Source organism: Lysinibacillus sp. 38-6, from assembly GCF_046245175.1.
In the GTDB taxonomy this organism is placed as follows: domain Bacteria; phylum Bacillota; class Bacilli; order Bacillales_A; family Planococcaceae; genus Lysinibacillus.
The window spans coordinates 802,277-824,088 of sequence record NZ_CP176417.1 but is presented as its reverse complement, the minus strand read 5'-3'; the positions used below and the strand labels follow the sequence as shown (position 1 = coordinate 824,088).

Below are 21,812 nucleotides of genomic sequence, written 5' to 3'. Positions count from 1 at the left end.
CCCACTCTGTATCATCATTGTTGTGTCGTAACAGAGAACGAATTCTTCGGTTACTTATTTATTCACTTTTTCGTCCATTAAGTTAAAGCCAAACCATTTTTCACTAATTTTTGCATATGTTCCGTCCTCAATTAGTTGTGCTAATGCTTTATTTAACTTTTCTTTTAATTCCTCATTATCTTTATTCACTGCAATAGCTTGTTCATTTACTGCTAATAAATCGCCAACTGCTTTAACTGGTATTTTCGCTTCATCGATCGCTAGCTGTGCAAAAATATTATCCGCCACAACTGCATCTAAACGACCTGTTTTAATATCCATCAATGCTGCCACATCCCCTTGCGGATACGTAATAACATTTTCTTTAGCCGTTAATTTTAATGCATCGGATTCATAATTTGTGGCAGGTACAGCCCCAATGATTTTGTCCTTCGCATCTGCACCCGATTGAATTTCATTATTATTTTCTGCTACAAATAATTGAGAACCCGAACGATAGTAAGTATCTGTGAAGCTAACTACTTTTAAGCGATCTTCGGTAACCGTCATACTGCCTAAAATCGCATCAAACTTATCATCTAATAAACCTTGAATAATGGATTCAAACGGGAAGGTCATTGGCACAGGTTTCATGCCCATTTTTTCAGCTAGCGCTTCTCCCAGCTCTACATCAAATCCTACTAACTTACCATTCTCTTTATAGTTAAATGGCTTATAAATCCCACTCATCGCATAGACAAATTCCTGTTGTTCACTGTCTGAAGAGGAGGCTTTAGTTGGCTCATCCTTAGAGCCACAGCCAACTAATAATCCTACCCCTAATGTTAACGTTGCTAATAGTGCCTTAAGCTTGAATTGTTTCATGTTTATTACCCCCCATTTGTAAAATTCTATTTAAAAATTGCTTTGTTCGCTCATTTTTAGGATAATCAAAAAACGTGTCCGGATGACCTTCTTCTAAAATTTGTCCACCTTCTAAAAAGACGATATGATTCCCTACTTCACGAGCAAAACCCATTTCATGTGTGACAATAACCATCGTCATACCATCATTGGCAAGCTGTTTCATCACTTGTAGTACTTCCCCTACTAACTCTGGATCTAATGCAGACGTTGGTTCATCAAATAGCATAACTTTCGGCTCCATCGCTAATGCACGTGCAATCGCTACTCGTTGCTTTTGACCACCCGATAAACTATCAGGATACATGGCTGCTTTATCACGTAACCCTACTTTTTCAAGTAAATCATATGCATAAGCAGTAGCTTGTTCTTTTGACTGCTTTTTTACATAAATAGGCGCTTCGATTATGTTTTCCAGTACTGTCCGGTGTGGGAAAAGATTAAAGTGCTGAAACACCATCCCTACCTCTGCCCGAATACTATTTAAATCTGTTTTACTAGCGTGGACGGGTTGCCCCTCAATCATTATTTGTCCTTCATCATAAAACTCTAAAAAGTTTAAACACCGTAATAACGTGCTCTTACCAGAACCACTCGCTCCAATTAATACGACAACGTCCCCCTGTTGTACTTGTAAATCTACCCCTTTTAACACTTGTAAGGAGCCAAAGGATTTTTTTAAATTGTTCACTTGAATCATTGTTGTCATCCTTCCTGCAACTACTTCGATCTCTTTCATCATTTCGAACTACTGCGTTTATCTATATGTTGATTATATTGATTAACTAAAAAACTCCCCTCATCTCATAATCCCCTTGCACTATATCAATTATCTGAAATTACTAAATTGACAAATAATTAATATACTTTTAATTAAACAGCAATAATATTGTTGAAAAAAGGGCTTTTATTAGACATAAAAGTATCTTTATTTAATACGTTAGTCCCTTCCATTTATTTAAAGTATCAATTTTCAACATTCACATTCATAAACTTTGTAAATAGAGTATGATGTAAAGTAATTATTTTAATATTTCTAATTATTCAAAGGTGATGATTGACGATGTACAAATTATTAATTGCAGACGATGAGTTTGAAATACGTAATGGCCTAAGCAGCTATTTTCCATGGGAAGAAATTGGCTTTGAAATAGCGGGGGTTGTTGAAAATGGGTATGAAGCTTTATCGTTTATCAACACGCATCATGTCGACGTGTTGCTCACAGATATACGGATGTCCGAGCTATCAGGAATTGAAGTTGCGAAACAGCTTGATGAACAAAAATCTACCATCCATGTCGTGTTTTTAAGTGGCTATAAAGACTTTGACTATGCACAGCAAGCCATCCAATATGGAGTGAAAAACTATATAACCAAACCAACAAAATACAGTGAGCTAGTAAGTGTTTTTACAAAGATTAAAGATCAGCTCGACGAAAAATATGTAACGATTAAGACGGACTTTAATCATGACAAGGTTATTGAAACTATTTCTACTTATGTATACGAGCATTATCAGCAAGCATCTCTTGAAGGTGCTTCACAGCTCGTTCATTTAAATCCGGTCTATATTAGTAAATATTTCAAAGAAAAAACAGGACGCAACTTTTCAGATTTTGTCGTCGAAGTCAAAATGGAAAAAGCCGCGATTTACTTAAAAAATCCTGACTATAAAATATATGAAATCAGTGAATTAACAGGTTATAGCAATGCTAAAAATTTCACCCGAACATTTCGTAAATATTACGGTAAAACGCCTCGCGAATATCGCAACGAGGAGTGTGGCCTGCACATTGACTAATCATTACATACGCACCTATTTTTTTAAAAATTTGATTAGCTTATTAATCCCAATGCTGATACCACTCATTGTATTGGGGGCATTATCAATTTTTTTAATTCAACAATATGTCTTACAAGACATCATTGATCGTAATACCGATCTTTTAACGCAAACAAAAGAAAATATTGAGCTGATTTTTTATGAGCTCGATTCGTTAAACAGCTATATTATTTCGAGCACCAATCAATTTGACAACTTGCAACAGCTGATGGATAAGCCATCACTTACTCATCAAGACTATAAAGACCTTGTGGCATTAAAAAATTTTATCGATGCGCCAAAAGAAGCGAGAGATTATATTCATTCGATCTATATATACGTAAATAATGACTCCGGAAAATATTTATCGACAACATCAACAGGATTACTGGAATTAAGAAATACGCTCGATTTTAATTGGTATCATAGCTTTGTTACACATCTTGGCTATGAGGAAACATGGGCAGAATCCAGAACAATCAAACGCATAACGAATAATCAACTGGATACACCTTTAAATATTATTACGATGTATCGAACAATACCAAAAAATAATGGTGTCCTGGTGTTAAATATTAAAGCCGACTATATCCAACAGCAACTCGCCTCTTTGTCAACGACAGTTGGACGCAATTTAGTCATTGTCGACAATAAAAATAACATAATTTTTAATGAACAAAACTATACACTCGCGAACCGGACAATCCAAAGACTGACATCGAATCCGAACACATTTTTTAATATGACAATCGATAATAAACCATATGTTATATCGAAAATGGAATCAGCCAAATATGACTGGACATTTTTATCCATCAATCCTAAAACGAGTCTTTACCAAGTGCCTAAAAAACTGTTGCAACTTGTCTTGTTTCTTTCAGCTATTTGCATCATCGGCAGTGTTATTTATGCCTATTGGGTAACTAGAAAAGCAACAGTTCATATGCGAAAAATATTAGCTATTTTCCAATCTGCTGAACAAGGTGGTGTACTACCCGATATTTCCATTCCCGTAAAAGATGTCTATAGTCTAATTACACATAAAGTGTTACTAAATTTTACAGAACAAAATACTTTGAAAAGAAAACTAGCTGAGAAAAAATACAAAGAGCAAACACTAGAGCTAGCTGCCCTTCAATCGCAACTGAATCCGCATTTTTTATTTAACACGTTGGAAACTTTAAATTGGCGTGCGATTTCTTTAACCGGAAAACCGAATGAATTAAATGATATGATTGATAATTTAGCGATTATTCTGCGCTATTCATTAGATGATGAATCGAGTATGGTGCCGATCATGGAGGAAATTAAATATACGAAGCACTATATTGATATTATGAAAGCCCGTCATCAAAATCAATTTGACGTCATTTGGGAATATGACGATGATATTATGCCGTTCAACGTGAAAAAACTGACCATTCAACCATTAATTGAAAATGCCCTGCAGCATGGAAAACAACAAAAGCAACTGTGTCTTATTAAAATAAAAATGACTGTTCAAGCTCATTTAATGACATTAGTAGTCATCGATAATGGACAAGGAATGGAACGTCAACAGCTAGAGAGGGTGCGAAATCAACTCCAACAAAACGAACAATACAACCATATTGGTTTAAGTAACACCCATAAACGATTGCTTGTGGCCTTTGGTGATCATGGAGGACTCACTATTTTAAGTAAAAAAGGCTGGGGAACAGTTATAAAAATGCAAATTCCTCTCTAAACCTCGTCTATCAAAAAAGCTAGTGTTCTATTTGTAGAACACTAGCTTTATCATTATAAATTTTCATCGATATAGGTTTCTAAATCCGCGACAATTGTATCGATTGGTACCTCCGTTGCATCCTGTGCATAACCGTCATATTGTTTGACAAGAATGCCATCTTTATCGACTAAGAAAAATTGAATACCGTGGATGACCTGATTAGAATTCGGATCATCTTTGACGAGTAGTTTTGTTGATTTAACAGCAAAGTCCTCAATATATGACTGAGAATAGCCCGTCAGGAGTTGCCATTTCGATTCATCAGGCACTGTGTATCTTGCTAAATAATCCGCTAGCACTTCCGGTGTATCCACTTCAGGATCAACTGAAAATGCAACAATGTTATAATCCTCTATTCCTTTGTTCTTTAACTTTTCTTGTACTTGAGCCATATTAAATGTCATCGGAGGACAAACGGACGTACAATTGGTGAAAATATACATGCCTAACCATGGCTTGCCTTTTAAACTTTCAAGTGAAACCTTCTCACCGCGTTGATTGACATGTTCAAAATCTTGAATTCCATAACTATAATCCGCTTTAAATTTCACATTGCCACATGCACTCAGTACTGTCACTAAAGCTAATAATATCAACAACACAATCCCTTTATTTTTCATCTCCACACACTCCCTACCAACATTACCCTCATCTTATCCAATGATGTAAGCGTTGACAACTACCTGTCGTGACAGCTTTCGTACATCTTTGTGAAATGTCTTTTTTGATGTAAAATAAACCCATCAGTGTTTCTTTCTATTCTGACTGCTTATACAAATAAAACCAGAGACATAACAAAAAATGTTCCGTCTCTGGTGCAAAGAAGTAGCTATTTAGTTTTGACGATCACGTACATATTTCATGATTGCACCAGCACCTGCACGAACAAGTACTCCACCATCACAATTAATTTCTTGACCTGTAATATATTTACCATCATCAGATGCAAGGAAAGAAACTAATGCTGCGATATCCTCTGGTTCACCAATAGATGGCAGTAAATTTCCTTCTTCCATTAGTTCCATTAATTCTTTAGAGAACTTTCTTTTCGTTGCAGGAGTTAGGATAAGACCTGGCAAAATTGAGTTACAGCGAATATTTTCTTTTCCGTGCTGAGTAGCAACCGAACGTGTTAGTGACATTAAACCAGCTTTAGAAGCAGAATAAGCAGTACGCTCATAGTCGCCTACTTTACCATTTGCAGAAGCCGTATTAATGATCGTACCTCCGCCTACTTTTACCATCTCTGGTATTGCGTATTTACAACCTAACATCGGACCACGTAAGTTGATGGCCATCACTCGATCCCACATCTCTACATCCATATCTGGAATTCGTTTGTCATCAATTGGTCCCCAAGCAGCATTATTATGTAAAATATCCAATCTACCAAATGTTTTTACAGCTGTTTCAATCATCGCTTTTACTTCAGCTTCTTCTGAAACATCTACTTTTACAGCAATTGCTTGGCCGCCGTCTTTCATGATGTCTTCCACTACTTGTTGTGCAGCTTCATAGTTTACATCGGCTACAACGACCGCAGCGCCATCTGCTATTAAACGCTGTACAGTACCTAATCCAATACCAGAGGCACCTCCTGTAACAACTGCCACTTTACCTTCTAATTTTTTCATATGTAAGCTCTCCCCTGTGTTCCCCTTATATATGGGCTATTTTTCCTTCCATTTAATAGTAACACAATATAGTTTACACATAAAGTATTTTGTAATAGCTATATTCAAACATGAAATAGCATTAAAGAGCCTAAACAACACAATATAGTTATTGTACAAAAAAGAGTCTGTATCAATACATGGAGACTCTTTTTTGCACGATTAAAAAAATGCTATCATATTGCCACCAAAATAAAGATATTTTTATAAAAACATCCTCACTTTAGTGATACGAGCACATCATGAATTGCATCAAGCTTTACTTCCACTCGGTGCAATAAATAAAATGATATGAGGATAGGAAAGCCAATATCGGATAACATCGTTAGCCATTGTTCCATACCTCCCCCTCCTTTCAACATATAAATGGTCTTTGCAGCTTCGTGCAAAGACCATCTCAAGTATTAATTCATACCTAATTCAAAGTGTGAAACTTGACGATCAATAATGCGTGCACCTTTTATACCCACAAAAGCGCCAGCTTGTCCACCAAATACATTACTCGTAATAATTGTTTGCATCACTTGGTGAATATCCGTAGATGTAACATTTGGCTTTGGTGCATCAATTGCAATTGTCGCTGTTTTCCCTGTTTCTGTTTCAAACAGTAATTCTAATACTTTTGCCATCCTAATCACTCCCTTACATGTCCTGTCGTTACGATAATTCTGTTGTCTCTAGCTTCATCATACTTTCCAGTGGCTGTGATGAAAGACTCGCAATTGCTTTCGCTACTGTTACTAACGCTGTTGTAGTATGCGTATCATTTACATGACGGTATGTTTTGATAGCAAACTTCGGCTCATTTTTTTCATTGTGTCCTGCCAAATACTTCAAGCGAAGCACTGCACCTAAAAATTGTGTTTTTGCCATGCGTAACACCCCCTTTCTGCACAATATATACGTCGGTCTGTCATTTAGGGGGACATGCTTTAAAAAATTTATCTACAATATAGCAAAAAAGCATTTAAAATTTTTCTGTATGAAGTGCATAATTACTTTCATTTAGCACATCTTAGCTAAAAAGGGGTATTTTTCGTGTCGGAGAAAATGCTAACCAATATAGACATTATTAAAATGTATCAAGAAACATGGGATGAAATGAAAAAGTTAATTGAGGAAGTTAAAACGAAAAGTAAAAGAGCCATGCGCATTACTCTCTGGTTAAAAGTTATCGTAGCTTTTGCCTCCATTTCAGCCATCGGAGCTTGGCTAAGAGCAAATGGTAATGGACAAATATGGGCACTAATCCTAATTTTTGCACAAATTGCGGACATGCTTTTTGACACATTACCCTATTTCCAACAACGTATCACCTTACCTCAACAACAACTAAAATTAGAGCACATAGAAATTGATTTAAAAAAAGATTTATTGCAATTTGAAATGGGGCTAATTACCGCAGAAGAAGCTTTTCGAAGATATTTTGAACATAGGAAATCTTGGGTGAAAGCAATTGCTAGTTAATAAACATAAAAGGAGCCTTAAGAAATTGTCTCTTAAGGCTTACATTTGTAATATGGTTGTGGTAATTCATTGGTAATCGAGCATTATTTTCTCACGCAAGTTCAATTAGCCTATATCAAAAAACAAATCCCGTTAGGAATTCTGCTATTAATGCACCATTAGTTAAATAAAAATTAAGAACGCAAAGCATTGTCAACAAAATATTTTGCGCTCTCTGCATCTTTTATCTTAACCGACACAACATATTGTTTTTCGTATTTGGGGTTCATGCCGAAACTTCCAAAGTTCCCCCGCTTTGTACCAGGTCCCAGCCATTGTATTGACGGGTCGACTACTTTATAGCTGTATTTTATGCCTTCTCTATTTAAAGCCGCTTTAACCTTCGATAATTCTTCTAATGAGTATCCGCTATAAATCTCTTCTTTATTAAAGAAAAACAAATCCATCTCCCCCTTAAAATTGACATAAGAAACTGCTTCTTTCTAATATAGTTTTTTACTTTTCGTTACGTTCGCGACACACAGGTGTTTCTGGTCGATTTTTACAATATGTACAATGAGGATCATGACATGTTGGTTCAGTCCAACGGTTACATTGCGGACAATAATACGCGTCAAAATTATCGCAGTATACTAAATTACATTGACATACTGTGCAAACGTTTCGCTGTTCAGTTTTTCCGTATAATTGTAAGGCTTCGCTTAATCTCTTGCTACTTTTCTCTACCATTTCTTGAAATATCCTCTCTAATGCTTGAACAATCATTTTACTTCAGGCTATTGAATGTGGTCTCCTCTATTATTGACCATATTTTAGCCTAAACTTGTTAGCAAAACCATCATACTATTCGATATGTTGTAAATAACAAGGAAGTAAATGGTTTTATAATGAATAGACCTATTTCCTTTAGTCTTAGTGATGTTATTTCCATCCACTATCCATTTTCCTTTATATGGTATAATCTAATTGTAATGGATATATTATTCCAAAACAGGACTCTACACGATTACAAAAAGAATATGCGGAACGTTGTCTTGCGTATGAAACTACTTAAAGGTGGCAATGTGGGTGACTCGCTTTTTAAAGTCAATGTCGTGCCCCGATACTGTTCTTAAAAATTGAACAGAAAGGAAGGAGCTTATGAAACATTGTTTAGTTTTATTGTTGTTAAGTATTGTATGCTTAGTTGGTTGTGAAGAAGAAGATCAAAACAGTTTGACTATTCCAGATTCTACTTTTAAGCCACAACCATCTATCGACAAGAACTATACGAAAGAGCTTGCCATTCAAACGTTTTGGGCAGATAACGATCATCATAACTACGCGATTTCTGATGTTGTCCTAGTAGAAGATCATGCCCTACCAAAGCTACAGGCAGTTATTTCTTTTTACGATAAAGAAAATAATAATAGTAGCAATCTAGCTTTTATTTACGATCATACGAGTAGAGAAATAGGCTTTGCTGTCAATGAAGTAGCAGGTGTTCAAACATATGAAATTGCCGATGATAGCAAGTTAACCTATATTGGAAATGGAGTCGTAGCGACATCGATTCGTAAAATTGATACAAATGAAATAATTAATTATCAAATAGGCTTTTCCCACGAAGAATCTACCTCAACGACTACGATTACAATTGAATCAGAGAAAACTTCAAATTAAGTATTAAGTGCCCTGAGCTTGCGAAGAAATCCTAAACTATCATCCCTTCTTGTCAATTTCAATTGAAAGCAGGGATGATATTGTTTATTCAACTATTACACTTCTAAAATATTCTTTTGTCTCTTGATGTGTAAGGATGTCAACTACATTATCTTTATTTACCCATTTAAAACCGTCTATTTCACTATCATTTGGTCTTAGTGAATGTATATCACCTAAAAATTCTACAAGAAACATTGTTGTTTCTTGCTTTGCAAAGCCAATTAGTGCTTTCGTGTCACCTGGAAAATCAAAACGAATCTTATCAGGAAATGCTTTGACAACCTTATACGCTATCGACCCTGTCTCTTCTTGCAATTCACGGAAGAGTGCAGCGTTTACATCATGGTCATTTTTTTCTACCCCTCCTTTTATAAAATCCCACTCTCCTTTTCTTTTTTGTTTTCCGTCTAACGTATTGATGGTCGTTTTATGGACAATTAAAAATTGATTACCTTGAAAAACAATAGCGCCTACAGCTTTTCTTATCATTTCAATCACTTCACTCTCTGATCCATTCGCTTAAATAAAAGCGACACGTATGTACTGTTCTTTTTCTAGCATTTCAAGATGATGCAATTCAATTTCATCAATATGTATGTTTCGTCTTTTTAATATGCGCTTGCCCTCTCCAGCCCAAAATCGTATTAAATGTACCTTTTGCTCCGGTTTTATATATTGCTTCAAATAAACGAAAAAATCATCTAAAAATTGCGAATCCCAATTACCGTCAATGCCATATACATAGTTTTTATCATGGTATAACGCTAAATCATAAGGTGGTTCTTGCCACTCGAATATAAGCAACTGCTTAAAAGCGGATTCATCTGGCGCATGGACAATACGCATATCATCATCAAACGAATGCCAATCTTGCATGGGTGTATCCTCTGTAATCGGATATAATTGTTTCAATTCCTTAATCTTCATTTCTTGAATATCTCTATGATCAATTGTCTGTAATGGGCTATCTGCCACTAGCACTGAATATAACGTCATCGGTTTACCTCCCGAATTTTTCTGCCATATAGTTTTTTGCCATAAAATAAGCATTGGCTGTCAATAGCTGTGTTTGAATGGAATTAGTCATCATTTGTTTGCCAAAACCATCAAAATCATATAATTGAACCGTTATTTCTTCAGTAGCATCTAAATTTTGTTCGTGTGCTTTATATGCTTCCAATAGGAGAAATGTTTTTACTTTGTTATTTTGTGTTGCAGGGTTCACCATCAATTCACCTAAAAAAATCGGCCTTTTTGACGAAATGTACCCCGTCTCTTCTTTAACTTCTCTCAGTATTCCTTCTTCGTCCGACTCATTGTCTTCTTTTTTACCCGCAGGTACCTCTAAGAAAAAACCTTCCCCAGCATAGCGATATTGTTCAACGAGCACAATCTGATTTTCTTTTGTTACGACAACGGCATTTAGCCAATCAGCGTATTCATGCACAAAATAATCTTCAATTATTACACCATTCGGAAGTTGGCAACGATCTTTTCGAATATTGCCGAATGGACTTTTATGAATATAGTCAGATTTCAATGTTTTCCATGTATCCATCATTCTCTCCTCAGTTCGTTATTTTCAATGCATTCATGCCCTAACATTCTTAACAACTATTCATACTACAAATAACCGAATTTCATATTTTTACCATTGTATCAAATTATTCATTTGTAAAGCTACTTCTGAAAGCACTAACTTAAAAAGGAATTCCCCTCTAAATGAAGGAAACTCCCCTTTGCAAAAACTATTATTTTTTTGGCTGTAAATCTTCAATTGAATCGATATCCATATATTCAGGTACAACAAATCCATTTTTTGTCCCTTTTAAATTTTCCCCTAAATCAACTAAATCTTTTTTATATTTTTCATAAAAAGAACCATGTGTGGATGGCATCCAAGCAGCAACCGTTGCATCTGCTACCCCTGTTGCGATTGCCTGAAACATGATCGCTGGGTCTACTGGTGTGATTGTCACGGTGTAACCCAATTGTTCAAATACTGCTTTTAATACACTACTGGAAGCTCGTTCTGAATCCCATGGCGTAGATGCTAGTTCAATGTCCGTCCCTTTTACTTCTTTCACACCTTTTGTCCATTCGTTGACTTTGTCTTCATTTTCTTTTATCCATTTGTCTGCGGCATCTTCAAAAGAAGTAGTCTGTGCCTCATACATAACAGCTTCCATATCTTCTGGTTCCCAATAAAATCGATCGAGAATGGTATACGCATCTGGCATATCTTTTTCCAAATCTTTACGGACCAGTGTATTAATATTTTCCGTGCCACCTAATGTACCTTGAGGATCATCTAAAAATTTTAAATCGTAGGATGAAAACATCCAATGTGGTGTCCAGCCTGTAATAATAATGGGTTCTTCATTTCGAATAGCTTGCTCTAATGAACTTAGCATCCCAGGAGTGGAACTTTCTTCTAGCTCCCAACCTTTTAAATTATCATATTGTTCTAAAGTTTTTTCCGATAAATCAGTTAACCCTGCCCCTGGTTCAATTCCTATAATTTGATAATCGACCTGTTCCCCTATATTTGTTTTTGTAGAATCTCCATTGTTTTGTTTGCTATCGTCACTACCGCAGCCCGTTAATAGTAATGAAGCGGCTAAACCGACAGTGAGTCCGATTGTTTTTAAGTTGCTCATTTTTCTTCCCCCTTAATTAGTCGAGACCTTTTTCCGTCTCATTGCCTTTTCTAATGAAAGGCTTTATTTATAAAATTTTACTACTTTACCAAAAGTAACAACTTGATTTTAACAACAGGTTGTTACTTTTGTCAAACAACAACATGTCTATACCCGTGTCATAACCATCTAAAACGTTTTTAGTTATCAGCGCATAAAAAAAGACGATGACTCGTTTTCGGTCATCGTCTTTTTAGGATTTCAGCTTGTAGAAATGGGGATTATCATCGCTAAAGAAGCTACACTTTTGACGTAGCATTAGGAATGCTTCTTTTAGCAATGGTAGTACGGATTGAAAATTAAATCGTAAATCATCCATCGTTTTGATCGGCCTTACAAAGCCTACATTGTAAACGCCCCATCGATCCTCTTCTGGTTCCAAACAAACAGATAAAGAAAGATGCTTTTCAATCTCCCATATAATCCCTGCTCTAGAGCCATCGGGTGCTTGAACAAAGCCATCCCCCGAAATGCAACTATCTTCTTCCTCATTATTAAAATAAAAATGATCTGTTATTTCACCATAAGTAAAACCATCCGTTTCCGTTTCTGTAACAAGAAAAAAACCATTATAAACAAGTGGCTCCATATGTATTACTCCTTAGATTGTTTCGCTATTAATTTGTATTATTCTCCCACCCTAATCGGTACTAAGAAATCGGGTAAGGAATTAATTATATGATTATATGAACGTAAGGAAGAATGGTTTGAATAAATCTGCAACATAAGACCCGATTGACTTAAACTGAAAACAATCGTTTCGGCATTGAAACATATATTTAAAGGAATAACATCAAATAAGCCCCTTTGACGGATTTGCGGGTCAACTGAAAAAACATTCTTCTTAAATGACCATAAAACGAAATCTTCCATACTACTAATTAAATCGATTAATGGAATAATAGCAGAAAATGATGCTCTATTTAAAATATATAGAATCGCTACCTTTGAACCATCAAATTCGCCTATATAGTGAAATGTTAAATGATTTTTATTACATAATAATTCAAAATCTCTCGTATTAATATCGGAAATTTGAAGACAAAGATATATTGGGAATGCATCGATTTTCTCCATCCAAAGCGATATCGTTGCTATATCCATCACGTCAGGGAAGTTAATATCAAAAATAGCATCAGGTCTTCCTCCTATCCATTTATATTGAAAAAATTCTTCAGATTGCTGTTGTGAAATATTACTAATTTCAATTTTCATTAAATCTAAACTCCTGTTATTTATAGAAATTTATAAAATTTTGTATTTTATCAAGATAGTAAGAAAAAAATTCTAACATAAAAACACTTCTAGAAACACAAGTTATAAATCCCTTTAATACATTTATTTTACAAAAACTAAATGTCGTTAGACCATCTAGTCAAAACGATTTATGTTATCTTTAATTTAATCACATCCTGTTGATCTTTAAATTTTATGGTGATTTTATATTCGTCCTCTTTATATGTGTCCACATTTACAGTACCAACTAAAAACAAAATAACATTTCCTGTCACTTCTGTTACCATATCGCCAACATTCCCTGTAATTACGCCATCTCTTCCTACAAGCTCAATGTCAATAGCTTGTAAATCCTCTTGTGATAGCTCTAATTCTAAATCTCTTAATTCCATTTCAATCCAATTTACCTTTTTTTCATCATACAATGCAGGATTATAAATATATTTTACATTCCACTGTTTTCCTTCGCCGTTGAAGATGACCTCATCCGTAATATCCGTTTGTTTAGATGTTGAACAAGCTGTCAAACTAAATAGTAAAAAAATAGCAACCAGCATTTTCAGCTTCAACTTCAAACCTCCTGCTTCCTAATTAGTAAACTAACATGTTTAACTTAATCATAATTCCTTAATTTAAGAACAATTGCTTTAGTTAAACAGCCCTACCGTTACTCAAAAGTGATATTAAAAAAATTCATATAATCCATTTACAAAATAATTATAAATGTTATCATCTATAATCTTTGAACCGTATCCTTCAAAGAAAATTTCTTTATCAATATTATTTTCAAAAGCATTCGGTTTTGGGCGTATTGCCAGTGATACGTCATATCTTGGATCGCCATAAGTACCACTTCCCCAATCAATTACACCGGTGATGACTCCGTTTGAGACTAACACATTATCAATTGTAAAATCTCCATGAATCAAAGTTTGTTGATAGTCGTCAGGTTGCGTTCGTTTAATCTTTTCTAATAAGGGCTGATTGCCATCCACTTTATAATTTTTGAAGTTGTATTCAGCTTGATCTAACATGTGGTCGAGCCATTTCTGTTCATATTGCAGCTCTTTAGGACAAGGGGTAGCATGGATTTGAGACAGGATTGCACCAAAATGAAAGAGCATTTCTTGCCGCTTCCCTTTATTTGTTTCCGTACTTAAAGCCGTCCTTAAAGTTTCCCCTTCTACACATTCAAGCAGTGCCCAATGATTGTTTTGGTTTTGTTGTTCAACAAATTTCTTCACTGTTGGAACGGGTAGTGTTGTTTGCTTTGCTAAACAGTTTAATACCGTTACTTCTCTCTCTAACCAAGAGCAAAATAATTTTCCCTTTGTTCTTTTCAATGCAAAAACGCCTTGATCACTTTCAATAATTGCCACATCAGAGCTGTAGCCTTGTCGAGGAAACTTTATTGCATTTATTGTGTGAAGATATTCTTTGATTTCAAGAGGCATTTCAGTGATTTCTATTGGTTGCATTTCCATATCCCCCATCTAACTACTCATATTCACATGCGCCAATTGAATAAAGAGATGCTTACATTAGCATCTCCTTTCAAATTAAATAGAGTCTTTGTCTTTACAAACATATTGTTTTTTAATCTTATAATGTTGACATGCGCCGCCGAATTCATCGTATATTTCTTTGCCAACGATTAACTCAACATTGCGATTATCGTATTCATCATAGTTCGTTATCGATAGGACGTTCGGAGCCGACCAGTTTAAGATAACATTGCCTTTTGCACCGCTATAGTAAATCGTTTGTTCTTTATTCGTCTTATGATTGATTATATTGACAATTAAAATAACGCCACCAGCAGCTCCACCGTAATTTTCATAATAAATTTGCGCTGCATAGTCTCCATTAGGAGAGACAACCGGCTTGCCATCTTTTATATCTCCCACATACATAAAATCATAGGTAAAATAGTTATACTCGTAATAGAAAAACAATAATAAAGTAACTACAACAATGATTTTAATAAATTTTTTTATCATTTGCCCCATCCTTTTATCTATACCGCCCTCATAAATTATGATGGATCCTGCACCTCATTGATTTCCGCACGATATGTTTTTACAATTGTCTCTTTAATTGTTTGATGTTGGTTGAAATCTTCCGTTCGTTCTCTTTCTTCACTTGCTGATCGCTTCGTTGTTGTATCCAGTTCATCTGTCTTCGTTAAGCTGTAATGACCATTGTTCATATTAATGACACCATAAACACCATATGAATTCTTTGTTAAGAAAAGTATGGTATCCTCCATGCCAATGGCTTGATAATGACTTATCGTCATGATTTTCTTTACGTGATCGACATCTTCAAAAATGGTGATTGGTTCAATTACAGTTAGCAGATCACCTTCATTTAATTGCGCATCTTCGGGTTGTTTAAGAATTTTTTTAATATGTACGTTCGTTTTTGTGATGCCATCAATCAACATTTTAGGTTGATAGTTGTCTTCAGGCGTTTCATGAAATGTATTTACATGTTCGCGATGTTCAAATTCCTCTGTCGCTTTGGCAATAATGATTAGTTCTGAATGTTGCTTTAACGTATCAAAATTTTCATACTGAATATAGTTGCCATTAGAATTAATAATAGGAAGCGTTGCTATTTTTTCTATCGGAAGTTTATTTATTTCACCTTCCTGTTGTTGCGTTCGTAAATTCGTTAACCCCATTATTAATAGTAGAATTACTATCAAAACGAGTTGTTTCTTAATTTTCATCGTTTTCCCCTTAGTTAAGAACCTAAATATTTCGTCTCTAATTCTATTTCAGTTATGTTCTGATCGTCATTAACTTTATAAGCTTTCGCATTCGGTCTTGAACTAACAATTTGACTAAGTTCTTCGTCAATAAAATGAAGCGCCACACCGTCATCCGTTGCAATTCCAGGTGTAATGCGATTAGTGGCAACCAGTTGCTGATAGGCAGGTCTTCTCTCAGATTCACCATCGTAATGGGGACAATTGCTCCCTTTTAGCAAACCTAAACATTTTAATGGCTCTAGTCCATCACCATAAGAATCCGTAACCCCTTCCTCAAACCAACAAATGGAGCCTGCACTAATGCCAGCTAATACGATGCCTTGTTCCCACGCTTTTCTGACAATCGCATCGATGCCCCACTCTTGCCATAATATCAATAAATTTTTCGTATTCCCTCCCCCAACATAAATTATATCTTTTTCTAATAAAAAACGTTCTAAATCTCTTGTAGGAGGGTTAAATAATGACAAATGGGATGGCTGACAATCCTGTTTTTCAAAGAATTGATAAAATCGAGAAATATAATTTTCCGAATCACCACTTGCTGTTGCTAGAAAACAGATTTTCGGCGTTGTTTTTTTAGCTTGCTTTAAAATGTATTGATCCAATAATGGATTTTCTGGCTCCATTGAAAAACCGCCTCCACCAAGCGCAATAATTTGTTTCATGATGCTTCGTCCTTTCAATTTGAGTTGATGTTTAGTAAGATAAGCAAATTTCAAAATTACCAATGGTACATGGATAATAATACCACATATAACAATATTGATTATAACGCTGTCATCGCATGTGACGTGTATAAGATTCTCCACGGAGCATAGGTCTTCCATATGGAATACATCTTGGTATATTTCTGCAATTCCTTAATTATGTTAAGATGGGTAAATAATCTTTTATAAGTTGTAGTTTATATTATCAAATGCCGAGAAAGTTGGTGCTACATACAGTTGGAAACTGACAATCATGCAATCGGGCGTATCGTCCATTCTCCCGAAAAACTAAAAAAGATGTATCAAAAAGTTTTAATTGTGGTGAGTTTATCACAAATTTTTGGTGGCGCAGGTCTTGCAGCAGGCATTACAGTCGGTGCCCTGTTAGCACAACAGATGCTTGGTACAGACGCCATTGCTGGCTTACCTTCAGCTCTCTTTACTTTAGGCTCTGCAATCGCTGCATTCATCGTTGGCAAGCTATCACAACGCTATGGCCGTCGCATTGGTTTAACTGTAGGTTTTCTTAGCGGTGGCCTGGGCGCGATTGGGGTTGTAATGGCCGCTTTATTCAATAGTGTTATTTTATTATTCGCGTCCCTACTCGTCTACGGTGCAGGAACAGCAACAAATTTACAGGCTCGTTATGCAGGGACTGATTTAGCAAATAAAAAACAACGAGCTAAAGCGATTAGTACTACGATGGTCATGACAACATTTGGCGCCGTAGCAGGACCAAATTTAGTTGAAGTAATGGGAAAATTCGCACTTTCAATAGGTATTCCTTCTTTAGCTGGCCCTTTTATTTTATCTGCAGCGGCTTTTATAATGGCCGGTATGGTTTTGTTTATTATGCTTCGTCCCGATCCATTACTTTTAGCCAAATCCTTAGAAGTCCATCGTCAACCGGACACTGACAAAGCTATTAGTCATGCTAGTACTTTACCTAATAAAAATGGGATTATCGTAGGCGCAATGGTTATGATTCTGACGCAAATCGTCATGGTGGCGATAATGACCATGACGCCCATTCATATGCAACATCATGGCCATCATTTAAGTGCTGTTGGCATCGTGATAGGTTTCCATGTTGGCTCCATGTATTTGCCTTCGCTCGTTACAGGTATTCTTGTAGATAAGATTGGTAGAACAGCGATGAGTATCGCTGCTGGTGTGACTTTACTACTTGCCGGTTTAGTCGCAGCTTATGCACCAAGTGATTCGATGGTGATGCTTGTTGTCGCGCTTTCTTTATTAGGATTAGGATGGAATTTTGGCTTAATTAGTGGAACTGCACAAATTGTTGATGCAACAACAATTTCAACACGCGCTAAAATTCAAGGAACGATTGACGTGTTTGTTGCGCTAGGTGGTGCGACAGGTGGGGCTCTTTCTGGCGTCATTGTAGCTAATTCAAGTTACGCCGTATTATCTTTAACTGGTGGACTTTTATCTGTTATGCTTATTCCTATAATAATATGGTATCGAAAATCGACATAATATGGCTAACTAATATGTCGATTATTGAACCGGTGAATAGAATGTGGTACACTCAGTGGACGCCTATATAGGAGTGAGAAATATGATTCAATTTTCTAAACTACAAAAGCTAAATTTTTTTATAAGAAACCTTTGACTTAAAACGAGTCAAAGGTTTTTGTTGCTTTTAGGAAAGATTTTTATCGGAGGTATACATTTATGAATCAAAGCACAAATTCCAATGCTTCAATAGTCGCAGGATGGATTAGTTTACTAAGCAACATCGTGTTAACTATTTTAAAAATTGTAGTTGGTACTCTTTTCCACAGTCCTGTTTTGCTTGCAGATGGCTATCATAATGCGGGTGATGTTATTGCAAGTGGTGCCGCGTTAACATCGATGCGTATTTCCAAACGCCCTGCTGACGAAGATCATCCGTACGGACATGGTAAAGCGGAAGTCATCAGTTCAGCAATTGTCGGGATTATTTTAATCATCGCTGCACTTTATATTGCTTATGAATCAATCAAAGCATTCTTTCAGGAACCAGAAAAAGCAAGCTTAATTGCTTTTATTACCGCAATCGTTTCCCTTGTTTGGAAGCTTATTTTATACGTTTATACGATTAGAATTGGCAAAAGAACAAATAGTAAAGGTTTAATTGCTACTGCCTATGATCATTTGGCAGATGTCTACGCTTCGATTGCGGCTGTACTTGGTATTGGGCTTGCACTCGTTGGGGAAAATTATCATATTCACATCCTTACATATGGGGATCCAATTGCTGGTATCATCGTGACGATTTTAGTGTTCAAATTGGCATATGGCATGTTACTTGAGTCGATTGACACACTAATGGAGAAAAGTGTCAGTCGAGAAACACTGGATAATTTTGAAACGTTAATACGCACCATTCCAGAAGTAAAACGTATTGATCGTCTTCGTGCAAGAGAGCATGGCCATTATGTATTAGTAGATCTTCGTGTAAGTGTACCTGGCGAATTAACGATCCAACAAGGTCATGATATTATCCGCCAAATTAAGAAAACGATCATGGCGCAGCACCAAAATGTAGAAGAAGTACTGATTCACTTAAACCCTTGGTACGATAATCATCAATAGGCACAAAATAAACACCTCCTAACGTATAGGGGGTGTTTATTTTAAATCCATATACTAATGTTGTTAATTGAGGCAGGCTCCTTAATTGTTCTTATACCTTTGCCAACATATTAATTAGGAAAAGTTTAATTGATTGTAGTGAAGGGTTGCTCGACTCCTGCGGGACAAGCGTGAGACTTAAGACACCAAACGCAACTCAGCGGAGGAGGAGGCTTAAGCCACGCCCGCGGAAAGCGAGCGACCCGTAACGAAAATCAATATGCGCTTAGTATAAGGCATTTAAATAGAGTGACATTAATGTCCACTTCTAGCTAGAACTTTTTTATATAGTTAAACCCTCAATAAAAGCTTCAATCTCTTGCTGTGTTTTACGGTCCTTACTAACAAAGCGGCCTACTTCATTACCTTTATGGAAAGCGACAAAGCTCGGAATGCCAAATACATCTAATTCAATACATTGATCGATAAATTGGTCGCGATCAATCTTTACAAAATTAAAAGTATTATACTTTTCTTCAATTTCAGGCATGATTGGATCGATAAATCGGCAATCTCCACACCAATCTGCTGAAAATACGAATAGTGTACGTTCCCCTTTTTTTAGTTCTTCAAATTGCGCTATCGTTTGTAAATTTTCCACTGATAAATCTCCTTCAAAACAAATATATTTTTCTTATAATAACATAAATGAATCTCTATCTGGATACATAAAGATTGCTCTAGCGTTGCTTTTTACATCTCTGTTCCATTAGTTGTGCCATTTGTTGTGAATTAGGTGTTTCTTCATTTTTTAATTGGTCAATGATATGTCCATAATCTTCTTCATTCCGATTCTGACTTAATTTATAGGCAGCCTGAATTTTATCTATCTTGATTTTAAATCCAACAATACCTTTCATTTCAGTTTCTAACAGCTCAGGCGAAAGTGTATCCCATAATACAGGTTTCTCTCTATTTCCCTCATATTTTTCTAATAGCATTGTTAAATCTTCCACTAACTCTTCTTTTTCTAAAATAGTGGCTTGGCCATACATGTGGACAGCTTGATAATTCCACGTTGGAACATTTTCGTGTGCATACCAGGAAGAAGATATATACGCATGTGGGCCTTGAAACATGACAAGCACATCTCCACACGATTCAAATGTTCTCCACTGCGGATTGCCATAGGCCATATGACCAGTAAAATACGTATCATCGCCTATTTTATGGAACATTAACGGTAAGTGTGTAGCAATGGGTGTTCCTTGTTTTGTTGTAACAAGTGTAGCAAAAGAATTTGCTTGGATAAAATCTTCAATTTCTCGAACATCCGTAATTTTATAATATTTAGGAATATACATTATAGCCCTCCTTTAAATCAGTTTTTTTGTCATAATAATGTCCACTTGTTCTTCATCACCCATATAAAATGAATGTACGCCAGTTTGGACAAAGCCTAATTTTTCATAAAAACGAATAGCATTATCATTCTTCTCCCAAACGCCTAGCCAAATGTTGTCCTTGTTTTGTTCTCTTGCAATTTCTATTGCTTGATCAATTAAGCATTTTCCAAGCCCCTTTTTTTGAAATTTGTTTCTTATATAAATTCGCTCAATTTCAAGGAAGCCATTCCCCATTATTTCGGATTGGGCATCGCCTACATTTACTTTTAAATAGCCCGCAACTTCCTTATCGACCGAAATAAAATAAAATTGCGATGAACGATTGGCTAGTTCTGACTCTAGTTGTTTTATAGTAAATGCTCTATCCATATAGGCTTTCATATTGTCAGGTGAATTTTGATTGCTAAAAGTATCATGGAACGTTTCTATACTTATTTCTTGAAGAACTTGTACATTTTCCATATGGCACTTTGTGATTGTTACAGTCATTTACTTACAGCCCCTTTATCAATATTCTCGCTTATTGCCCTTTTTCACAAATTCCCAGTCTACTTCTACATTTTTTCGAACTCGTTGTAGAAGCTGAAAAATCGTTTCCGCTTCACTTTCAGAAAATCCAGCTAATGCAACACGGTTTGAATGATCATTTTCTTTCTTTATAAATGGAAAAATCATTTTACCTTTTTCAGTCGGAAAAAGTTTTTTTATTTTTTTGTTCTGGTCATCCTCTTTCTTTTCAATAAAGCCATTCATCTCCAGTTTTTTGATTGCACGAGCTGCCGTTGTTCGATCTACTTTAATTAGCTCTGCTACCTTTTCTTGTATGATGCCTGGATTTTCACAAATTCGTACAAGATATAAATACTGCCCTTTTGTCAGGTCATATTCTTTAAATTCAATATTACTGATTGAATCTAACGCTCTTGCAATCATGCCTATTTCACGAAGAATTTCCTCCATAAATTAACTCCTCCGTTTTTTATTGCAAATGCAACAAAAAGAATATATATTGAATTTAATCTATTTTTGTTGCAAATACAACAAAAAAAATAGCGGTAAGGAGGTCAA

At 35.7% G+C, this 21,812-nt stretch carries 29 protein-coding genes; 6 read left to right on the top strand and 23 right to left on the bottom strand.

The window, feature by feature from the left end; genetic code table 11:
• Positions 1 to 54: 54 nt before the first annotated feature.
• Entirely contained in the window at positions 55 to 864 is an 810-nt protein-coding gene (locus tag ACKVEV_RS04305; RefSeq protein ID WP_409369169.1) for a transporter substrate-binding domain-containing protein, read from the bottom strand.
• The gene (locus ACKVEV_RS04300; protein ID WP_409370498.1) at positions 845 to 1,603 is read right to left on the bottom strand and encodes an amino acid ABC transporter ATP-binding protein; all 759 of its coding nucleotides are present in this window, start codon (positions 1,601 to 1,603) and stop codon (positions 845 to 847) included. Before ACKVEV_RS04300 ends, ACKVEV_RS04305 begins: the two co-directional genes overlap by 20 nt.
• Before the next feature lie 363 nt (positions 1,604 to 1,966).
• Between ACKVEV_RS04300 and ACKVEV_RS04295 the strand changes: the two genes are divergently transcribed.
• Complete coding sequence (locus tag ACKVEV_RS04295) at positions 1,967 to 2,704, top strand: response regulator (RefSeq protein ID WP_409369168.1); 738 nt, start codon at positions 1,967 to 1,969, stop codon at positions 2,702 to 2,704.
• Positions 2,697 to 4,451 carry a sensor histidine kinase gene (locus ACKVEV_RS04290; RefSeq protein ID WP_409369167.1) on the top strand — a complete coding sequence of 585 codons (1,755 nt, stop codon included), beginning with the start codon at positions 2,697 to 2,699 and terminating at the stop codon, positions 4,449 to 4,451. Before ACKVEV_RS04295 ends, ACKVEV_RS04290 begins: the two co-directional genes overlap by 8 nt.
• Positions 4,452 to 4,504: 53 nt before the next feature.
• Here the strand turns inward: ACKVEV_RS04290 and ACKVEV_RS04285 are convergent, their stop codons facing one another.
• The 5 genes from ACKVEV_RS04285 to ACKVEV_RS04265 all read right to left on the bottom strand — a co-directional run bounded on the left by ACKVEV_RS04285 (position 4,505) and on the right by ACKVEV_RS04265 (position 7,039).
• Positions 4,505 to 5,113 carry an SCO family protein gene (locus ACKVEV_RS04285; RefSeq protein ID WP_409369166.1) on the bottom strand — a complete coding sequence of 203 codons (609 nt, stop codon included), beginning with the start codon at positions 5,111 to 5,113 and terminating at the stop codon, positions 4,505 to 4,507.
• Positions 5,114 to 5,326: 213 nt separating this feature from the next.
• Positions 5,327 to 6,127, bottom strand: a complete 801-nt coding sequence (locus tag ACKVEV_RS04280; RefSeq protein WP_409369165.1) for an SDR family NAD(P)-dependent oxidoreductase — start codon at positions 6,125 to 6,127, stop codon at positions 5,327 to 5,329.
• A gap of 257 nt (positions 6,128 to 6,384) precedes the next feature.
• Complete coding sequence (locus ACKVEV_RS04275; protein ID WP_409369164.1) at positions 6,385 to 6,507, bottom strand: YvrJ family protein; 123 nt, start codon at positions 6,505 to 6,507, stop codon at positions 6,385 to 6,387.
• A 63-nt stretch (positions 6,508 to 6,570) separates the two neighbouring features.
• A complete protein-coding gene (locus ACKVEV_RS04270; RefSeq protein WP_409369163.1) occupies positions 6,571 to 6,795 on the bottom strand; it encodes a DUF2922 domain-containing protein in 225 nt (74 codons plus the stop codon).
• Between the two features lie 28 nt (positions 6,796 to 6,823).
• Entirely contained in the window at positions 6,824 to 7,039 is a 216-nt protein-coding gene (locus ACKVEV_RS04265; protein WP_409369162.1) for a DUF1659 domain-containing protein, read from the bottom strand.
• 165 nt (positions 7,040 to 7,204) lie between these two features.
• On the opposite strand from ACKVEV_RS04265, the gene ACKVEV_RS04260 reads away from it, so the two are divergent.
• Positions 7,205 to 7,633, top strand: coding sequence for a hypothetical protein (locus ACKVEV_RS04260; RefSeq protein ID WP_409369161.1), 429 nt, complete (start codon positions 7,205 to 7,207; stop codon positions 7,631 to 7,633).
• A gap of 173 nt (positions 7,634 to 7,806) precedes the next feature.
• Here ACKVEV_RS04260 and ACKVEV_RS04255 read toward each other — a convergent pair whose 3' ends face one another.
• Positions 7,807 to 8,073 (bottom strand): hypothetical protein, encoded by a 267-nt coding sequence (locus tag ACKVEV_RS04255; RefSeq protein WP_409369160.1) that lies wholly within the window; start codon positions 8,071 to 8,073, stop codon positions 7,807 to 7,809.
• Between the two features lie 700 nt (positions 8,074 to 8,773).
• Here ACKVEV_RS04255 and ACKVEV_RS04250 point away from each other — a divergent pair.
• On the top strand, positions 8,774 to 9,295 hold the full coding sequence (locus ACKVEV_RS04250; protein WP_409369159.1) for a hypothetical protein: 522 nt from the start codon (positions 8,774 to 8,776) through the stop codon (positions 9,293 to 9,295).
• 84 nt (positions 9,296 to 9,379) lie between these two features.
• Here the strand turns inward: ACKVEV_RS04250 and ACKVEV_RS04245 are convergent, their stop codons facing one another.
• From ACKVEV_RS04245 to ACKVEV_RS04195, 11 genes are all read right to left on the bottom strand, one after another.
• Positions 9,380 to 9,826 carry an NUDIX domain-containing protein gene (locus ACKVEV_RS04245; RefSeq protein ID WP_409370497.1) on the bottom strand — a complete coding sequence of 149 codons (447 nt, stop codon included), beginning with the start codon at positions 9,824 to 9,826 and terminating at the stop codon, positions 9,380 to 9,382.
• A 30-nt stretch (positions 9,827 to 9,856) separates the two neighbouring features.
• Positions 9,857 to 10,333: a hypothetical protein gene (locus tag ACKVEV_RS04240; protein ID WP_409369158.1), complete on the bottom strand. Its 477-nt coding sequence runs from the start codon at positions 10,331 to 10,333 to the stop codon at positions 9,857 to 9,859.
• 4 nt (positions 10,334 to 10,337) lie between these two features.
• Positions 10,338 to 10,898 carry an NUDIX hydrolase gene (locus ACKVEV_RS04235; RefSeq protein WP_409369157.1) on the bottom strand — a complete coding sequence of 187 codons (561 nt, stop codon included), beginning with the start codon at positions 10,896 to 10,898 and terminating at the stop codon, positions 10,338 to 10,340.
• A gap of 190 nt (positions 10,899 to 11,088) precedes the next feature.
• On the bottom strand, positions 11,089 to 11,997 hold the full coding sequence (locus ACKVEV_RS04230) for a glycine betaine ABC transporter substrate-binding protein (RefSeq protein ID WP_409369156.1): 909 nt from the start codon (positions 11,995 to 11,997) through the stop codon (positions 11,089 to 11,091).
• Positions 11,998 to 12,229: 232 nt separating this feature from the next.
• On the bottom strand, positions 12,230 to 12,625 hold the full coding sequence (locus tag ACKVEV_RS04225; RefSeq protein WP_409369155.1) for a 3-deoxy-8-phosphooctulonate synthase: 396 nt from the start codon (positions 12,623 to 12,625) through the stop codon (positions 12,230 to 12,232).
• A gap of 38 nt (positions 12,626 to 12,663) precedes the next feature.
• Positions 12,664 to 13,251 carry a hypothetical protein gene (locus tag ACKVEV_RS04220; protein WP_409369154.1) on the bottom strand — a complete coding sequence of 196 codons (588 nt, stop codon included), beginning with the start codon at positions 13,249 to 13,251 and terminating at the stop codon, positions 12,664 to 12,666.
• Between the two features lie 170 nt (positions 13,252 to 13,421).
• Positions 13,422 to 13,841 (bottom strand): hypothetical protein, encoded by a 420-nt coding sequence (locus tag ACKVEV_RS04215; RefSeq protein WP_409369153.1) that lies wholly within the window; start codon positions 13,839 to 13,841, stop codon positions 13,422 to 13,424.
• Positions 13,842 to 13,955: 114 nt separating this feature from the next.
• Positions 13,956 to 14,750, bottom strand: coding sequence for a phosphotransferase family protein (locus ACKVEV_RS04210; protein WP_409369152.1), 795 nt, complete (start codon positions 14,748 to 14,750; stop codon positions 13,956 to 13,958).
• Between the two features lie 81 nt (positions 14,751 to 14,831).
• Positions 14,832 to 15,272: a DUF5412 family protein gene (locus tag ACKVEV_RS04205; protein ID WP_409369151.1), complete on the bottom strand. Its 441-nt coding sequence runs from the start codon at positions 15,270 to 15,272 to the stop codon at positions 14,832 to 14,834.
• 35 nt (positions 15,273 to 15,307) lie between these two features.
• The gene (locus ACKVEV_RS04200; protein ID WP_409369150.1) at positions 15,308 to 16,006 is read right to left on the bottom strand and encodes a hypothetical protein; all 699 of its coding nucleotides are present in this window, start codon (positions 16,004 to 16,006) and stop codon (positions 15,308 to 15,310) included.
• Positions 16,007 to 16,020: 14 nt separating this feature from the next.
• On the bottom strand, positions 16,021 to 16,716 hold the full coding sequence (locus tag ACKVEV_RS04195; protein ID WP_409369149.1) for a Type 1 glutamine amidotransferase-like domain-containing protein: 696 nt from the start codon (positions 16,714 to 16,716) through the stop codon (positions 16,021 to 16,023).
• Positions 16,717 to 17,016: 300 nt separating this feature from the next.
• Here ACKVEV_RS04195 and ACKVEV_RS04190 point away from each other — a divergent pair, with 300 nt between their 5' ends.
• Positions 17,017 to 18,258 (top strand): MFS transporter, encoded by a 1,242-nt coding sequence (locus ACKVEV_RS04190; RefSeq protein ID WP_409370496.1) that lies wholly within the window; start codon positions 17,017 to 17,019, stop codon positions 18,256 to 18,258.
• A gap of 198 nt (positions 18,259 to 18,456) precedes the next feature.
• The gene (locus ACKVEV_RS04185; RefSeq protein ID WP_409369148.1) at positions 18,457 to 19,359 is read left to right on the top strand and encodes a cation diffusion facilitator family transporter; all 903 of its coding nucleotides are present in this window, start codon (positions 18,457 to 18,459) and stop codon (positions 19,357 to 19,359) included.
• Between the two features lie 322 nt (positions 19,360 to 19,681).
• Here the strand turns inward: ACKVEV_RS04185 and ACKVEV_RS04180 are convergent, their stop codons facing one another.
• The 4 genes from ACKVEV_RS04180 to ACKVEV_RS04165 all read right to left on the bottom strand — a co-directional run bounded on the left by ACKVEV_RS04180 (position 19,682) and on the right by ACKVEV_RS04165 (position 21,704).
• The gene (locus ACKVEV_RS04180; protein WP_409369147.1) at positions 19,682 to 19,999 is read right to left on the bottom strand and encodes a thioredoxin family protein; all 318 of its coding nucleotides are present in this window, start codon (positions 19,997 to 19,999) and stop codon (positions 19,682 to 19,684) included.
• Between the two features lie 79 nt (positions 20,000 to 20,078).
• Entirely contained in the window at positions 20,079 to 20,702 is a 624-nt protein-coding gene (locus ACKVEV_RS04175; RefSeq protein WP_409369146.1) for an FMN-binding negative transcriptional regulator, read from the bottom strand.
• 12 nt (positions 20,703 to 20,714) lie between these two features.
• Positions 20,715 to 21,233 (bottom strand): GNAT family N-acetyltransferase, encoded by a 519-nt coding sequence (locus ACKVEV_RS04170; protein WP_409369145.1) that lies wholly within the window; start codon positions 21,231 to 21,233, stop codon positions 20,715 to 20,717.
• An 18-nt stretch (positions 21,234 to 21,251) separates the two neighbouring features.
• The gene (locus ACKVEV_RS04165) at positions 21,252 to 21,704 is read right to left on the bottom strand and encodes a MarR family winged helix-turn-helix transcriptional regulator (protein WP_409369144.1); all 453 of its coding nucleotides are present in this window, start codon (positions 21,702 to 21,704) and stop codon (positions 21,252 to 21,254) included.
• Positions 21,705 to 21,812: the final 108 nt, after the last annotated feature.

What these genes read in the sequence shown, in the direction of transcription:
- ACKVEV_RS04305 (WP_409369169.1), bottom strand. Translation starts at nt 864, where the DNA reads ATGAAACAATTCAAGCTTAAGGCACTATTAGCAACGTTAACATTAGGG.
- ACKVEV_RS04300 (WP_409370498.1), bottom strand. Translation starts at nt 1,603, where the DNA reads ATGATTCAAGTGAACAATTTAAAAAAATCCTTTGGCTCCTTACAAGTG.
- ACKVEV_RS04295 (WP_409369168.1), top strand. Translation starts at nt 1,967, where the DNA reads ATGTACAAATTATTAATTGCAGACGATGAGTTTGAAATACGTAATGGC.
- ACKVEV_RS04285 (WP_409369166.1), bottom strand. Translation starts at nt 5,113, where the DNA reads ATGAAAAATAAAGGGATTGTGTTGTTGATATTATTAGCTTTAGTGACA.
- ACKVEV_RS04280 (WP_409369165.1), bottom strand. Translation starts at nt 6,127, where the DNA reads ATGAAAAAATTAGAAGGTAAAGTGGCAGTTGTTACAGGAGGTGCCTCT.
- ACKVEV_RS04275 (WP_409369164.1), bottom strand. Translation starts at nt 6,507, where the DNA reads ATGGAACAATGGCTAACGATGTTATCCGATATTGGCTTTCCTATCCTC.
- ACKVEV_RS04270 (WP_409369163.1), bottom strand. Translation starts at nt 6,795, where the DNA reads ATGGCAAAAGTATTAGAATTACTGTTTGAAACAGAAACAGGGAAAACA.
- ACKVEV_RS04265 (WP_409369162.1), bottom strand. Translation starts at nt 7,039, where the DNA reads ATGGCAAAAACACAATTTTTAGGTGCAGTGCTTCGCTTGAAGTATTTG.
- ACKVEV_RS04250 (WP_409369159.1), top strand. Translation starts at nt 8,774, where the DNA reads ATGAAACATTGTTTAGTTTTATTGTTGTTAAGTATTGTATGCTTAGTT.
- ACKVEV_RS04245 (WP_409370497.1), bottom strand. Translation starts at nt 9,826, where the DNA reads ATGATAAGAAAAGCTGTAGGCGCTATTGTTTTTCAAGGTAATCAATTT.
- ACKVEV_RS04240 (WP_409369158.1), bottom strand. Translation starts at nt 10,333, where the DNA reads ATGACGTTATATTCAGTGCTAGTGGCAGATAGCCCATTACAGACAATT.
- ACKVEV_RS04235 (WP_409369157.1), bottom strand. Translation starts at nt 10,898, where the DNA reads ATGATGGATACATGGAAAACATTGAAATCTGACTATATTCATAAAAGT.
- ACKVEV_RS04230 (WP_409369156.1), bottom strand. Translation starts at nt 11,997, where the DNA reads ATGAGCAACTTAAAAACAATCGGACTCACTGTCGGTTTAGCCGCTTCA.
- ACKVEV_RS04225 (WP_409369155.1), bottom strand. Translation starts at nt 12,625, where the DNA reads ATGGAGCCACTTGTTTATAATGGTTTTTTTCTTGTTACAGAAACGGAA.
- ACKVEV_RS04220 (WP_409369154.1), bottom strand. Translation starts at nt 13,251, where the DNA reads ATGAAAATTGAAATTAGTAATATTTCACAACAGCAATCTGAAGAATTT.
- ACKVEV_RS04210 (WP_409369152.1), bottom strand. Translation starts at nt 14,750, where the DNA reads ATGCAACCAATAGAAATCACTGAAATGCCTCTTGAAATCAAAGAATAT.
- ACKVEV_RS04205 (WP_409369151.1), bottom strand. Translation starts at nt 15,272, where the DNA reads ATGATAAAAAAATTTATTAAAATCATTGTTGTAGTTACTTTATTATTG.
- ACKVEV_RS04200 (WP_409369150.1), bottom strand. Translation starts at nt 16,006, where the DNA reads ATGAAAATTAAGAAACAACTCGTTTTGATAGTAATTCTACTATTAATA.
- ACKVEV_RS04195 (WP_409369149.1), bottom strand. Translation starts at nt 16,716, where the DNA reads ATGAAACAAATTATTGCGCTTGGTGGAGGCGGTTTTTCAATGGAGCCA.
- ACKVEV_RS04185 (WP_409369148.1), top strand. Translation starts at nt 18,457, where the DNA reads ATGAATCAAAGCACAAATTCCAATGCTTCAATAGTCGCAGGATGGATT.
- ACKVEV_RS04175 (WP_409369146.1), bottom strand. Translation starts at nt 20,702, where the DNA reads ATGTATATTCCTAAATATTATAAAATTACGGATGTTCGAGAAATTGAA.
- ACKVEV_RS04170 (WP_409369145.1), bottom strand. Translation starts at nt 21,233, where the DNA reads ATGACTGTAACAATCACAAAGTGCCATATGGAAAATGTACAAGTTCTT.
- ACKVEV_RS04165 (WP_409369144.1), bottom strand. Translation starts at nt 21,704, where the DNA reads ATGGAGGAAATTCTTCGTGAAATAGGCATGATTGCAAGAGCGTTAGAT.